Source organism: Pseudomonas sp. P1_F1_2 (genome assembly GCF_056405815.1).
Window position 1 is genome coordinate 1 of the sequence record NZ_JBFUBK010000151.1, and the last position, 12,048, is coordinate 12,048.

Below are 12,048 nucleotides of genomic sequence, written 5' to 3' on the forward strand. Positions count from 1 at the left end.
GAGCACATGCGTGCCAACGTCACCGGCTACAAGGTGCCGCGTGCCGTCGAGTTCCGCGATGCGCTGCCGACCACCAACGTTGGCAAGATTCTGCGTCGTGAACTGCGCGATGAAGAGTTGAAGAAAATCGCCGCGAAAAAGGTCGGCGCGTAACACACAAAAAGCCCCGCAGATGCGGGGCTTTTTGTTGCCAACCTGATTGTTCCCACGCTCTGCGTGGTAACGCATCCCGGGACGCTCTGCGTCCCGGCATTGGACGCGGAGCGTCCGGGGCGGCATTCCTACGCAGAGCGTGGGAACGATCTCTTAACGAACTGGCGCTCTCTTAGAGGCGGAACGGCGCGAAGTTGACGTTGGTGCCCGCCGGGCGCATGTCCTGCAAGTACGAATCCTTGTCGGCACTCAGCTCCAGGCTCAAGGCCGCCTTGCGCTTGCCTTCATTGCGCACCACCAGGCCTTCAAGCTTCTCGCGCAGGAACACGGTCGGCACTTTCAGGTGCAGCAACTCGTCGGTGTCCGGCGTGTGCATCAGCAAGTGAACCCATTCGTACTGACCAACGGCCAGGCGCGCGACCGGGATATCGAACCACCAGATGTTGCGGTTGCGGTTCAATTCGGTGAAATGGCAGTTGTTGACGCCCAGCACGGCACCGCCAAGTTCCTGGTTTCTGCGGGCAATGGCCTGCTTTTTATCAAGTTTCATAACATTCCTACGGGGTTGGATCGTCAGCGCCATGGCCTGAATACGTTGCGCATTCTCGGGTGTTGGTCGGCAAACATAAAGCCCAACCTGCTGAGATCGACGAAATGGGCGGCACAAATAAATGAAACTCCGCGCAAATGCCCCCGGTCAATCCTTGTGTAACGACTTTTTCTCATTGAAACGTTCACAGGAGAATCACCATGAGCAGCACGGGCGATAAAGTAAAAGGCCTGGCCAATGAAGCCGCCGGCAACGTCAAGCAAGGCGTCGGCAAGGCCACCGGTAACGAAAAAATGCGCTCCGAAGGCGTGATGCAGGAAAGGAAAGGCGAGGCCCAGCAAGCGATCGGCAAAGCCAAGGATGCGCTCAAAAAAGGCATCGACAAGGCGTGATCCGACGTGTGAAACGTCTTGCAAACGGCCATCCATCGATGGCCGTTTTTGTGTCAGCCTGAACTTGAACGAGGAAATTGTTTCAAAGTCGCCAAGTAGGCTACTTTGTTGTAGAAATCAGCCCCCTGAGTCGCCACGACTTCCAACCCCTCTTGCGGCGAATGGAGACGCTAATGATTTTCCCGGACATGAGAGGCCTGCCCCTGCACCGTGTGATGATGCGCACGGTCACCGAGTTCATCGACGATGAGATGTCGACCTATGCCTCGGCGCTGGCCTATCAAATGTTGTTTTCGCTGTTTCCCTTCATCCTGTTCCTGATTGCCCTGATCGGTTTCCTGCACCTGCCGGACTTTTTCTCCTGGCTACGCCTGCAATCGGAACTGGTCTTGCCGCCCCAGGCGCTGGAACAGGTCAACCCGGTGATTGACCAGCTCCAGCAATCCAAGGGCGGCTTGCTCTCGGTGGGTATCGTGATTGCGCTGTATACCGCCTCTGCCGGTGTGCGGCTGATGATGAGTGCGATGAACGCCGCCTACGATGTGGTCGAAGGCCGGCCGATATGGAAGCGTTTTCCACTGTCGGTCATTTACACCGTCGGCATTGCCGGGATGCTGCTGGCCGCCGCCGCGCTGATGGTCCTCGGGCCGCAAGTCATGGGCTGGATTGCCTCGCAAGTTGGCCTTGAAGACTTTATCGTCACCTTGTGGACCATCGTTCGCTGGCCGGTCATCGTGATTCTGTTGATGGTCGCGGTGGCGCTGATCTACTACGTCATGCCCGATGTCAAACAGGAGTTTCGCTTCATCACCCCGGGCTCGGTGCTGGCGGTGGTGGTGTGGATCATCGCGTCGCTGGGCTTTGGTTTGTACGTCAAGGAGTTCGCCAACTACAACGCCATGTATGGCAGTATCGGCGCGATCATCGTGCTGTTGCTGTACTTCTATATTTCCGCCGCAGTGCTGTTGCTCGGTGCGGAGATGAATGCGGTGATCGAGCACATGTCGCGCGAGGGCAAGGACCCGGGCGAGAAGGTTGCCGGCGAGCACGGTCCTGGCCACGAAGAGAAACATCACGTTTCCGGGCTGGGACGCGATCATTCGGTTAAAACACCCACTGACGAAGTCATCAAATGATCCGTGAAATCCTGAAAATGGGCGATGAGCGCCTGCTGCGCATTGCTCCGCCGGTGCCAGCCGAAATGTTCGACAGCCCCGAGCTGTGGCAACTGATCGCCGACATGTTCCAGACCATGGAAAGCGTCGGTGGGGTCGGCCTGGCGGCGCCGCAAATCGGTGTCGACCTGCAATTGGTGATCTTCGGCTTCGAGCACAGCGAGCGCTATCCCGACGCCGAAGCGGTGCCGCAGACAATTCTGATCAACCCGTTGATCACGCCGCTGAGCCCGTTGATGGAGGAGGGGTTCGAAGGCTGCCTGTCGGTGCCCGGCCTGCGTGGCGCGGTGCAGCGTTACCAGCAAATTCGCTACGAGGGTGTCGACCCCAAGGGCGAGCCGATCGTGCGCACGGCTTCAGGCTTCCATGCCCGTGTGGTGCAGCATGAATGCGATCACCTGATCGGCCGTCTGTACCCGTCGCGCATTACCGACTTCAGCAAGTTCGGGTTTACCGAAGTCATGTTCCCGGACCTTGATCCCAACGCCGACGATTGATCCTGTAGGCGCCCCCAATCCTTGTAAGAGCGGCGGTGTGTTCAGGTTGTGCGCGGTTCCAGCCCCATCGCAATCATCGGTTTGCTGCGGGCATAGCGGCTCAGGCGTTCGACCATGGCGTAAGGCATTTGTGGATCGAAAACAAAGCCGCGACGTTCATAAAAATCACGCAAATCGGGGTGGCAAAACAGCCACACCGGCAGTTCAAGGTCCTTGACCGCCGCCGCAATCAACGCACCGGCCACCCCTTGTTCGCGACAGGCCGGATCAACAAACAGCCCCGTCAACCAATGCCCGCCCGCTACCGGCCGCAAACACAATGCGCCGACGATTTCTTCGCGCCGGGCGACCCACAATTGAGCGTCGYGCACGGCTTTCATCGACGATTGGTGAGCGCGATAAAACTTGTTCATCAGCGGCCATAGCGGCTCGTCGAGCACGGTGTACTGAGTGTCTGGCATGGTTTGGGCTGTCGGTGTGCAAAGCGGGCGATTATAAAAGAACGCGCGCGCAACGATAGGTGTATACCTGATCTCACATCCCTGTGAGTGGAGTACGCATCATGTCCAAAGGTATGGATTCGAAGAAAGCAGCGAAGAAAAAGCCGGCGAAAACCGCCATCGAAAAGCGCGCAGACAAGAAGGCCAAGAAGGTGGATGTGTTCGGTCATTGATCCTGCGACAAGGGAGCCCGGCAATCGGGCTCCTGCGGCACGTCTAACGAAATAACCAAATAATCTGCAAGATTTCCCAAGGCTATTGCACAGAAGGGGACTGGTCCCGATCTGAGCAACGCCATGCCCCATTACTTCGACAGTGCCCATCGAGAAGAAATCGAAACCCTGCGTCAACGTCTGACGGCCCGCACCGAATGGCCGACCTGGCTGTTGTTGATCGGCGTGTACGGCGGCTGGTTGAGTATTGTCCTGGCGGGTGACCGTTTGGGCGTGTGGTGGAGCACCCTGCTACTGATTCCGTTGCTGGTGCTGTGGTTGTCGGTGCAGCACGAATTGCTGCACGGTCACCCGACCCGTTGGACCTCGCTGAACAAAGTCCTCGGTTATGCGCCGTTCGCCGTCTGGTATCCCTACACCCTTTATCGCGACAGCCATTTGCTGCATCACCGTGACGAAGACCTGACCCTGCCGGGTCGCGATCCGGAAAGTCGCTACCTGAGCGTCGAACAGTGGCAGGGCCGTTCGCTGTTCGAGCAGGGCCTGCACTGGCTGAACAAAACCGTCCTGGGGCGCTTGATTCTCGGTGCGCCGCTGGCCTTGCTGGCACTGGCCCGGGAGGAGTGGCAGCGACTGAAAGCCGGTCAGCGACAGGCGTGGCTGATGTGGCTGAGCCATGGCGCACTGACGATTCTGATGCTGGTGTTCATCGCCCGCTACAGCGTGTTGCCGGTGTGGCATTACCTGTTCCTGATCAGCGTGCCGGCGCTGTCGATTGCGATGATTCGCTCCTATTATGAGCATCGCCCGCATGCCGAACCCGAGCAGCGTACGGTGCTCAATGAGGCCGGGTGGCCGTGGCGCTGGTTGTTTCTGAACCTCAATTTTCATCTGGTGCATCACGACTTGCCGGGGTTGGCGTGGTACGACTTGCCGCGTGCTTACCGGGCACGCCGCGAGCAGTGGCTGGCGCGCAGTGGCGGATTTCTGGTGCAGGGTTATGGGCAGTTGTGGCGTGAGAACGGTGTGAGGGCCATCGACAGCCCACAGCATCCGTTTAGCTAATGCATAGTCACCATTGAACCCTGTGGGAGCGGGCTTGCCCGCGATCGCTTTTTCACATCCAACGCATCTGATGACTGGTCTAACGCTATCGCGGGCGAGCCCGCTCCCACAGGGTTATTGGTTGTCTGGAAGATTTCGATGACTCAACACATTGCCGAATTACTGATGTACGTCGCGCCAGAGCCGATCCGCCAGGCCAATGAACGCTGGTTGACGCGAATCCTTGAACGGCTCGGCAGCGATCGTCTTGATGCCAAAGACCTGTCACTGACAGACCTCTGGCTCTCTCCGCATCTGCTGCTGACCCAAACCTGCGGCTATCCACTGATGACGGCGCTGCGCGGGCGGGTCCGGGTGATCGGACGGCCTCGCTATGAACTGCCGGACAGCAGCGGCGGCAACCATTGCAGCTTGCTGTTGAGTCGTGCCGATGACGCTTGGCGGACCTTGCCTGACTTTCGCGACAGTCGTGGCGTGATCAATGGCGAAGATTCCAACAGCGGCATGAACCTGCTGCGGCATCGACTGGCACCGCTGCATCGCGACGGCCAGTTCTTTGCCAGCGTGGCCATCAGCGGCAGCCACCGCGAAAGCCTGCGCTGGCTGCGTGAAGACCTGGCCGACCTGGCGGCCATTGATAGCGTCACTTACGCCTATCTGGCGCGGTACGCCGAAGAAGAGGTCGCGGGGCTGCACGTCATCGCGCGCAGTGCATTGAGTCCGACGTTGCCCTTTATCACGACGGCGGCGGCGAGTGATCAACAGGTTGAACAGCTTCGGCTCGTCATGAATCAAACCTTGAAAGAATTGCCTGACGTCGTCGAAATCCTGGGACTTGAGGAAGTACTGCCCGCAGAGGAAAGCGACTATCAGGTGGTACTCGACTACCAGCAAGAGGCTGAAATGTCGGGTTATGGTCGCTTGCGTTGAAATTCTTAAAAAGAATATAAAAATGCCTTTTAAATATTATTAAAGAATAAGGCTCCTTGTTAGGATCGCACCACCGGATCACCGGACATTCAGCGACCCCTAACCCAGGAGCCCCTATGTCCGGCCCCGATCTATCCCATCGTCACTCTGTGGACGGCTTGTTCCGCGCCCACTACCGCTGGCTCTGCACTTACCTGCGCCGTCATCTGCAGGACGTGGCGGGCGCCGAAGATATTGCCGCCGACACCTTCGTACAACTGCTTGAAGCGCCCGGTCTGAGCGCGATTCGCCAACCCCGCGCCTTGCTCACCACCATCGCCCAACGCCTGCTCTATCAGCGCTGGCGGCGTGCGGATCTGGAGCGCCTGCATCTGCAGCAGATCGATGCGGATTGCGCCGCTTCGCCCGAAGAACTCGCGCAGGTCTCACAAGCCTTGAACCGCCTCGATCACAGCCTGCAGCGTTTGCCGGGCAAGGTCCGTTCGACCTTCCTGCTGGCTCGCGTCGACGGTTTGACCTACCCGCAAATCGCCGTCGAGCTGGGCATTTCCCAGCGTTCGGTCAGCGTTTACATGACCCGCTCCCAAGCGCTGTGCGATCGCCACAGCGCCAACCAATTCCTGTTAGACAAGAGGTCCGCATGAGATCGATCAAAACCCTGCTCGGCAGTTCGCTGTTGGCGCTGAGCCTTAGCGTCGGCGCGGTCTCGGCGACGGAGAAAACCGCGCCGATTCACTTCGGCGACATCACGTGGGAGAGCGGCAGCCTCATCACCGAAATCCTGCGCCTGATTGTCGAGAAAGGTTACGGCTACCCGACCGACACGTTGCCGGGCAGCACCGTCAGTCTTGAGGCGGCGCTGGCCAAAAACGACATTCAGGTGATCGGCGAAGAGTGGGCCGGGCGCAGTCCGGCGTGGGTCAAGGCCTCTGCCGAGGGCAAGGTGTTTGGTTTGGGTGATACCGTCAAAGGTGCCACCGAAGGTTGGTGGGTGCCGGAATACGTGATCAAGGGCGACCCGGAACGAGGCATCAAACCGTTGGCCCCGGAACTGAAATCCGTTGCAGACCTGGCGAAGTACAAGGATGTGTTTCGCGACCCGGAAGACCCGAGCCGCGGTCGTTTCCTCAATAGCCCCACGGGCTGGACGTCGGAGATCGTCAACAGCCAGAAGCTCAAGGCGTATGACCTGACCGCCAGCTACGTCAACTTCCGCACCGGCTCGGGTGCGGCGCTGGATGCCGAGGTCGCTTCATCGATCCGCCGTGGCAAACCGGTGTTGTTCTACTACTGGTCGCCAACACCGCTGTTGGGGCGCTTCAAACTGGTGAAACTGGACGAGCCGCCATTCGACGCCGACGCCTGGAAGACCTTGGCTGATGCCAGCAATCCCAATCCCAAGGGCACGCGCTCGATGCCTGCCAGCCTGGCCATCGGTGTGTCTGCGCCGTTCAAGGCGCAGTACCCGGACCTGGTGGCGTTCTTTGAAAAGGTCGATTTGCCGATCGATTTGTTGAACCGGACGCTGGGGCAAATGAGCGAAAAACGCCTGCCACCGCGTGAGGTGGCGCAGGCGTTTTTACGTGAGCAGCCGCAGGTGTGGAAGGCTTGGGTGCCGGGGGAGGTGGCGACCAAGGTGAGTGCAAGCTTGTAGTTTATCGGGCACGTCGTCGATGCGATCAGCCAGTTCAACTCGACGTTGCAACTGAACTGATTCTCGCAGCGACACATTCGCTGTAGCCGCTGGCGCAGCCTGCGTTCGGGTGCGCAGCAGCCGTAAAATCCGAATGCCCGGTTCTTCTGTCGGACCGCGTAAACCGGATTTACGGCTGCTGCTCAACCGAACGCAGGCTGCGCCAGCGGCTACAAAACGGGTGTGGTATGTGCCGTTAAAGCGATGCCAGGAACTTGTCGACTACTTGAGTGCCACTTTTTTCGCTACTGCCGGCTTCTTTCTCGACCTGCGCCAGTTTCATTTTGTCCTGCAGGCGATCGGCGATTTCCTGGGCGACTGCCTGTTGTTTCTCCGGCGGCATGGCTTTCAAGTCTTCCTCGGTAATGCCCATCTCCTTCAGGATACTGTCGCGCAGACGCTGTTCCGGCGTTTTGCTCATGTAGTCCTTGAAGTCGGTCATGGCCGCGCTGTCGGAGGACTGGGCTTTGACATCGGCCGGAACTTTGGACGGATCGGCGKCTTGCAGCGCCACGCGGGTCTTGGCGAACGCTTCATCAACGTTGTCGCTGATTTTGCTCGCCTCACTGACTTGTTGCGTGGCCTGTTGGGTCGCGGACGATTGCACCTGCGCCTGCACGTTGGTTTGCAGAGCCTGCATCATTGCACCCTGCAAGCCGCTTTGCAGACCGGCGGCGGCTTCGGCGGCCGGATCTTCGCCGGGACGCTTGGGCAGGGGAAGCATTTGGACTTGTTTTGCACTGACCAACATGATGGGTAGACCTGTGGGTAATGGCTGACCGATGGGCAGGAGCAAATACTGTGCCGCAGCGCAAAGCCTCGGGTTTGCAAAGGCTTTGCAAGGGGAGGGCGCAGGTCCGGCGGTCAGGGGTTGCCGTCAGGCGGCAGAGATCTACCGCCGCGCCGTCAAGGCAGGCCGTTACATCCGTGTTTCAAGAAGCCCTGGCGTTGGGCCAGGCGCTGAAAATACTCGTCGATGACGGGGAAGTCCGGCCGTTCCATCGGCGTCATCAACCAGCGATTGACGGACAGCCCGACGACAATGTCCGCCAGCGTGAACTCGGACCCGGTGACAAACGCCCCGGTTGCCGAGAGCTGATGGGCAAGAATGTCCATCTTCTGGTTCCAGCCACGCAGGCCGACGGCGATGCGATGCGGGTCCTGATATTCCGGGTCTTTGCGCACCAATGCGCTAAACGCGTAGCTCCAGGACGAATTGAGGTCGGTTGCTTGCCAATCCATCCATTGCTCCACGCGCGCGCGCGCCAGCGGTTCGTGTGGCAGCAGGTGAGTGTTGTGGTGTTTGCCGGTCAGATAGCGGCAGATGGTGTTGGATTCCCACAGCACGACGGTGCCGTCGATGATCACTGGCACCTGGGCATTGGGGTTGAACCTGAGGAATTCCGGGCTATGGGTTGAGGCAAAACCGCTGCCCCAGTCCTCGCGTTCGTAGGCGATGCCCAGTTCCTCGCAGGTCCAGAGGACTTTTCTGACATTGATTGACGAGGCTTTGCCGAGAATCTTCAGTACAGGGTCCATTGAGCTACTCCGTTAGCGAATACGCTTCGGGACTTTAAGGTTAGTTGAAAACGTAATCACGTGCTTTCGCGCACCTTCAACTCAAACCCCATGTCTTGCACCGGTTTGGCCACGCTATTCCCGGCCATCAGGGTCAGCATCAATTCCGCCGAGCGCCGGCCGATGGCCTCTCKCGGTGTGTTGATGCTGCTCAGGCGCGGGACCATGTGGGCGGAGGCGGGCAGGTCGTTGAAGCCGAGGATGGCTATTTGTTCCGGCACCTTGATGCCATGGCGCAGGGCTTCGAGCAGTGCGCCCTGGGCCAGGTCGTCGTTGCCGAAAAAGATCGCATCGACATCGGGGTGACTGGCCAGCAGTTGCAGGAACAGTTCTCCGCCTAATCCGACGGAGGAGGCGCGCGGGGTCAGCACTTCCAGATCCGGGTCGTACAAACCGGCCTTTTGCAGGGCTTTGCGAAAACCCTCGCCGCGCAACAAGGTGCGCTGGTCCAGTTGTGCGCCGATGTAGGCCAAGCGCTTGCGGCCACGGGACAGCAAGTGCCCGGCAGCGGTTTCGCCGGCCGCCAGTTGTGAGAAGCCGACGCAGTTCACGCCGGCCGCGCTGTCCAGTTCCATCATGTACACGCACGGGATGTTGCTCGCCTCGATCATCCGCCGCGAACTTTCGGTGCGGTCGAAACCGGTCAGCAACAGACCGCGAGGCTGATACGCCATGTAGTTGCGCAGCAGGTTTTCTTCTTCATCGCGCGAGTAATGGAAGTTGCCGATCAGCACTTCGAAGCCTTTGGGGCGCAAAACCTGATGAATGGCTTCCAGGGTGTCGATGAACAGCAAGTTGGATAATGAAGGCACCAACACCACCACCGAATGGCTCTGGGCCGAGGCCAGGGCGCGGGCGGCGGGGTTGACCACATAGTTGAGTTCCAGCGCGGCTTTCTGGACTTTTTCCACCAGTTCGATGGCCACCGTGCTGACGCCACGCAGGGCGCGGGAGGCGGTGATCGGGCTGACGCCGGCCAGTCGGGCAACTTCATTGAGGGTAGGGCGGCCAGTGGTGCGCGTATTTTTATCGTTTTTAGTTGGGGTCATCGACGGCTTGCCAAACAAAATTCAAGGCACTAAGGTAGCGCTGTCCCGAAGCAGCTGCAAATGCGTAAGCGAGTTTTGCCTGAACCTCGCTTCTTGGCGTTGGGAACGAACATGCTGCAACCCACAAAAATGACAAGAAGGCGTCGGCAACTACTGCTTTTGGTCTAGTGTCATAACTGGCAAAGGTAGCGCTGTCTGCGCGCTGAGGTGTTACATGAATCATCCCATCACCGCCCTGGTCATCATGGGCGTTGCCGGTTGCGGCAAGACGTGCGTCAGCGAGGCCTTGTGCCGACTCAGCGGCGCCACTGCCATTGAAGGCGATACTTTCCACCCTGCCGCCAATATCGAAAAGATGAGCGCGGGTATCCCCCTGAACGACGAAGACCGTGCCGGCTGGCTCGACAGCCTGTGCGATGAACTGCGCCGCATCGATGCCAAGGGCGAACGCCCGGTGCTGACGTGCTCGGCCCTCAAGCACATTTATCGCGAGCGCTTGCGCAGTGCCTTGCCGGGCCTGGGTTTCGTGTTCCTTGAGCTGACCCCTGAAGTCGCCGCTGACCGCGTGTCCCACCGCCCGGGCCACTTCATGCCGTCGACATTGATCGAAAGCCAGTTCGCCACCCTTGAATCGCCCGTGGGCGAGCCGTTGACCCTGGCGCTGAATGCATCGGTCTACAGCGTCGAGCAATTGGCCGCACAGGCGCATGTCTGGTGGCAGGCCCATGGCCTGAAACACGCTGTATGAGCGTTCCCGGAAAAGATAGCGCTGTCCTGATGGCGTGCGAATTACCCGCTTTAATAACAACAACAACCAGGAGACACCCCTAATGTTTGGCATGTCCCACGAGACGTTCCTGCTGCTCGATGCAGTGGTCACGGTGATCGGGCTTATCGTCTTGATCACCAAGTTCAAGTTGCACCCATTCCTCGCACTGATCATCGCCGCAGCCTTCCTCGGGCTGACCTCCGGCATGCCGATAGGCACCATCATCAAGGCGTTCCAGGACGGCTTCGGTGGCGTGCTGGGTTTCGTCGGCATCATCCTCGCGCTGGGCACCATGCTCGGCAAAATGATGGCCGAATCAGGCGGTGCGGATCAGATTGCGCAGACGTTGATCCGCGCCTTCGGCAAGGACAAGGTGCAGTGGGCGATGATGTTCGCCGCGTTCCTGGTCGGCATTCCGCTGTTCTTCGAAATCGGCTTTGTGCTGCTGATTCCGCTGGTGTTCATCGTGGCCCGCCGCACCGGCGTGTCGATCATCAAGATCGGTATCCCGTTGCTGGCCGGCCTGTCCGCCGTACACGGCCTGGTGCCGCCGCACCCGGGTCCGCTGCTGGCGATCGGTGTGTTCGGTGCCGACATTGGTAAAACCATTCTGTACGGCCTGATCGTTGCGTTGCCAACCGCCATCATCGCTGGCCCGATTTTCGGTACGTTCATTGCCAAGCACATTCCCGGTCATCCGAACCAGGAGCTGGTGGATCAACTGGCGCGCGAAACGGATTCGGCTGAACTGCCGAGCTTCGGCATCACGCTGGTGACCGTCCTGCTGCCGGTGTTCTTGATGCTGCTCAAGACGTTTGCCGACGTGGTGCTGCCCGATGGCAACATCTTCCGCGCTTTCATGGACCTGATCGGTCACCCGATTTCGGCATTGCTGCTGGCATTGCTGCTGTCGCTGTACACCTTCGGCTACAAGCAGGGCATCGGTTCCAGCCAAATGATGAAATGGCTGGACGCGAGCCTGGCGCCGACCGCCGCGATCATTCTGATCATCGGTGCCGGTGGTGGCTTCAAGCAGATGCTGGTGACCAGCGGTGTGGGTGACGTGATCGGCCACATGGCGGTGAATGCACAGATTTCGCCGATTCTGTTGGCGTGGCTGGTGGCGGCGGTGATTCGTATCGCGACCGGTTCGGCGACCGTGGCAACCATTACTGGCGCAGGCATTGTGGTGCCGGTGGTGGGGATGATTCCGGGTGTGAACCGTGAGCTGCTGGTATTGGCCACCGGTGCCGGTTCGTTGATCCTGTCTCACGTCAACGACGCGGGCTTCTGGCTGGTGAAGCAGTACTTCAACATGACCGTGGCGGAAACCTTCAAGACCTGGACCGCGATGGAAACCATCCTGTCCGTGGTTGCGCTGGGCTTTATCTTGTTGCTGTCGATGTTCGTGTAAGTCGATTAGCAGACACAAAAAAACCGCAGCGATGCGGTTTTTTTGTGGGTGATCGATTTCAAGGCTGAACACAATAATGATCGTTCCCACGCTCTGCGTGGGAATGCCAC

The 12,048-nt window shown here is 59.2% G+C and carries 15 protein-coding genes; 10 read left to right on the plus strand and 5 right to left on the minus strand.

The features are described 5' to 3' along the window. Positions 1-153: hypothetical protein (locus AC1D2P_RS28770; RefSeq protein WP_477811711.1), on the plus strand; the 153-nt coding region annotated here is incomplete at its 5' end. Positions 154-325: 172 nt separating this feature from the next. On the opposite strand, the gene AC1D2P_RS28775 is transcribed toward AC1D2P_RS28770, so the two are convergent. Then, the gene (locus tag AC1D2P_RS28775; protein ID WP_046032015.1) at positions 326-703 is read right to left on the minus strand and encodes a hypothetical protein; all 378 of its coding nucleotides are present in this window, start codon (positions 701-703) and stop codon (positions 326-328) included. 200 nt (positions 704-903) lie between these two features. On the opposite strand from AC1D2P_RS28775, the gene AC1D2P_RS28780 reads away from it, so the two are divergent. The 3 genes from AC1D2P_RS28780 to def all read left to right on the plus strand — a co-directional run bounded on the left by AC1D2P_RS28780 (position 904) and on the right by def (position 2,767). Further along, positions 904-1,095 carry a CsbD family protein gene (locus AC1D2P_RS28780; RefSeq protein ID WP_109785095.1) on the plus strand — a complete coding sequence of 64 codons (192 nt, stop codon included), beginning with the start codon at positions 904-906 and terminating at the stop codon, positions 1,093-1,095. Positions 1,096-1,268: 173 nt separating this feature from the next. Beyond that, positions 1,269-2,231 carry a YihY/virulence factor BrkB family protein gene (locus AC1D2P_RS28785; protein WP_046032013.1) on the plus strand — a complete coding sequence of 321 codons (963 nt, stop codon included), beginning with the start codon at positions 1,269-1,271 and terminating at the stop codon, positions 2,229-2,231. Beyond that, entirely contained in the window at positions 2,228-2,767 is a 540-nt protein-coding gene (gene def, locus AC1D2P_RS28790; protein ID WP_477757838.1) for a peptide deformylase, read from the plus strand. The genes AC1D2P_RS28785 and def overlap by 4 nt, the downstream gene beginning before the upstream one ends. A 41-nt stretch (positions 2,768-2,808) precedes the next feature. Here the strand turns inward: def and AC1D2P_RS28795 are convergent, their stop codons facing one another. Next, positions 2,809-3,228: a GNAT family N-acetyltransferase gene (locus tag AC1D2P_RS28795; RefSeq protein WP_477811709.1), complete on the minus strand. Its 420-nt coding sequence runs from the start codon at positions 3,226-3,228 to the stop codon at positions 2,809-2,811. 335 nt (positions 3,229-3,563) lie between these two features. Here AC1D2P_RS28795 and AC1D2P_RS28800 point away from each other — a divergent pair, with 335 nt between their 5' ends. From AC1D2P_RS28800 to AC1D2P_RS28815, 4 genes are all read left to right on the plus strand, one after another. Further along, a complete protein-coding gene (locus AC1D2P_RS28800) occupies positions 3,564-4,505 on the plus strand; it encodes a fatty acid desaturase (protein ID WP_223525665.1) in 942 nt (313 codons plus the stop codon). A gap of 138 nt (positions 4,506-4,643) precedes the next feature. Continuing rightward, positions 4,644-5,435 carry a phosphate/phosphite/phosphonate ABC transporter substrate-binding protein gene (locus AC1D2P_RS28805; protein WP_477757837.1) on the plus strand — a complete coding sequence of 264 codons (792 nt, stop codon included), beginning with the start codon at positions 4,644-4,646 and terminating at the stop codon, positions 5,433-5,435. Positions 5,436-5,551: 116 nt separating this feature from the next. Continuing rightward, positions 5,552-6,079, plus strand: a complete 528-nt coding sequence (locus tag AC1D2P_RS28810) for a sigma-70 family RNA polymerase sigma factor (protein ID WP_258666944.1) — start codon at positions 5,552-5,554, stop codon at positions 6,077-6,079. Then, positions 6,076-7,089: an ABC transporter substrate-binding protein gene (locus AC1D2P_RS28815; RefSeq protein ID WP_460164316.1), complete on the plus strand. Its 1,014-nt coding sequence runs from the start codon at positions 6,076-6,078 to the stop codon at positions 7,087-7,089. Before AC1D2P_RS28810 ends, AC1D2P_RS28815 begins: the two co-directional genes overlap by 4 nt. Before the next feature lie 235 nt (positions 7,090-7,324). Here the strand turns inward: AC1D2P_RS28815 and AC1D2P_RS28820 are convergent, their stop codons facing one another. From AC1D2P_RS28820 to gntR, 3 genes are all read right to left on the minus strand, one after another. Continuing rightward, on the minus strand, positions 7,325-7,879 hold the full coding sequence (locus tag AC1D2P_RS28820) for a hypothetical protein (RefSeq protein WP_477811710.1): 555 nt from the start codon (positions 7,877-7,879) through the stop codon (positions 7,325-7,327). Between the two features lie 155 nt (positions 7,880-8,034). Continuing rightward, positions 8,035-8,667 (minus strand): glutathione S-transferase family protein, encoded by a 633-nt coding sequence (locus tag AC1D2P_RS28825; protein WP_046032005.1) that lies wholly within the window; start codon positions 8,665-8,667, stop codon positions 8,035-8,037. A 56-nt stretch (positions 8,668-8,723) separates the two neighbouring features. Beyond that, the gene (gene gntR / locus AC1D2P_RS28830; protein WP_109785102.1) at positions 8,724-9,755 is read right to left on the minus strand and encodes an HTH-type transcriptional regulator GntR; all 1,032 of its coding nucleotides are present in this window, start codon (positions 9,753-9,755) and stop codon (positions 8,724-8,726) included. Positions 9,756-9,969: 214 nt separating this feature from the next. Between gntR and AC1D2P_RS28835 the strand changes: the two genes are divergently transcribed. Both AC1D2P_RS28835 and AC1D2P_RS28840 read left to right on the plus strand, forming a co-directional pair. Beyond that, positions 9,970-10,503: a gluconokinase gene (locus tag AC1D2P_RS28835; protein WP_477757836.1), complete on the plus strand. Its 534-nt coding sequence runs from the start codon at positions 9,970-9,972 to the stop codon at positions 10,501-10,503. An 82-nt stretch (positions 10,504-10,585) separates the two neighbouring features. Beyond that, positions 10,586-11,938 carry a GntP family permease gene (locus tag AC1D2P_RS28840; protein WP_046032002.1) on the plus strand — a complete coding sequence of 451 codons (1,353 nt, stop codon included), beginning with the start codon at positions 10,586-10,588 and terminating at the stop codon, positions 11,936-11,938. The last annotated feature ends 110 nt before the right edge of the window (positions 11,939-12,048 follow it).

What these genes read in the sequence shown, in the direction of transcription:
- AC1D2P_RS28775 (WP_046032015.1), bottom strand. Translation starts at nt 703, where the DNA reads ATGAAACTTGATAAAAAGCAGGCCATTGCCCGCAGAAACCAGGAACTT.
- AC1D2P_RS28780 (WP_109785095.1), top strand. Translation starts at nt 904, where the DNA reads ATGAGCAGCACGGGCGATAAAGTAAAAGGCCTGGCCAATGAAGCCGCC.
- AC1D2P_RS28785 (WP_046032013.1), top strand. Translation starts at nt 1,269, where the DNA reads ATGATTTTCCCGGACATGAGAGGCCTGCCCCTGCACCGTGTGATGATG.
- def (WP_477757838.1), top strand. Translation starts at nt 2,228, where the DNA reads ATGATCCGTGAAATCCTGAAAATGGGCGATGAGCGCCTGCTGCGCATT.
- AC1D2P_RS28800 (WP_223525665.1), top strand. Translation starts at nt 3,564, where the DNA reads ATGCCCCATTACTTCGACAGTGCCCATCGAGAAGAAATCGAAACCCTG.
- AC1D2P_RS28805 (WP_477757837.1), top strand. Translation starts at nt 4,644, where the DNA reads ATGACTCAACACATTGCCGAATTACTGATGTACGTCGCGCCAGAGCCG.
- AC1D2P_RS28810 (WP_258666944.1), top strand. Translation starts at nt 5,552, where the DNA reads ATGTCCGGCCCCGATCTATCCCATCGTCACTCTGTGGACGGCTTGTTC.
- AC1D2P_RS28815 (WP_460164316.1), top strand. Translation starts at nt 6,076, where the DNA reads ATGAGATCGATCAAAACCCTGCTCGGCAGTTCGCTGTTGGCGCTGAGC.
- AC1D2P_RS28825 (WP_046032005.1), bottom strand. Translation starts at nt 8,667, where the DNA reads ATGGACCCTGTACTGAAGATTCTCGGCAAAGCCTCGTCAATCAATGTC.
- AC1D2P_RS28835 (WP_477757836.1), top strand. Translation starts at nt 9,970, where the DNA reads ATGAATCATCCCATCACCGCCCTGGTCATCATGGGCGTTGCCGGTTGC.
- AC1D2P_RS28840 (WP_046032002.1), top strand. Translation starts at nt 10,586, where the DNA reads ATGTTTGGCATGTCCCACGAGACGTTCCTGCTGCTCGATGCAGTGGTC.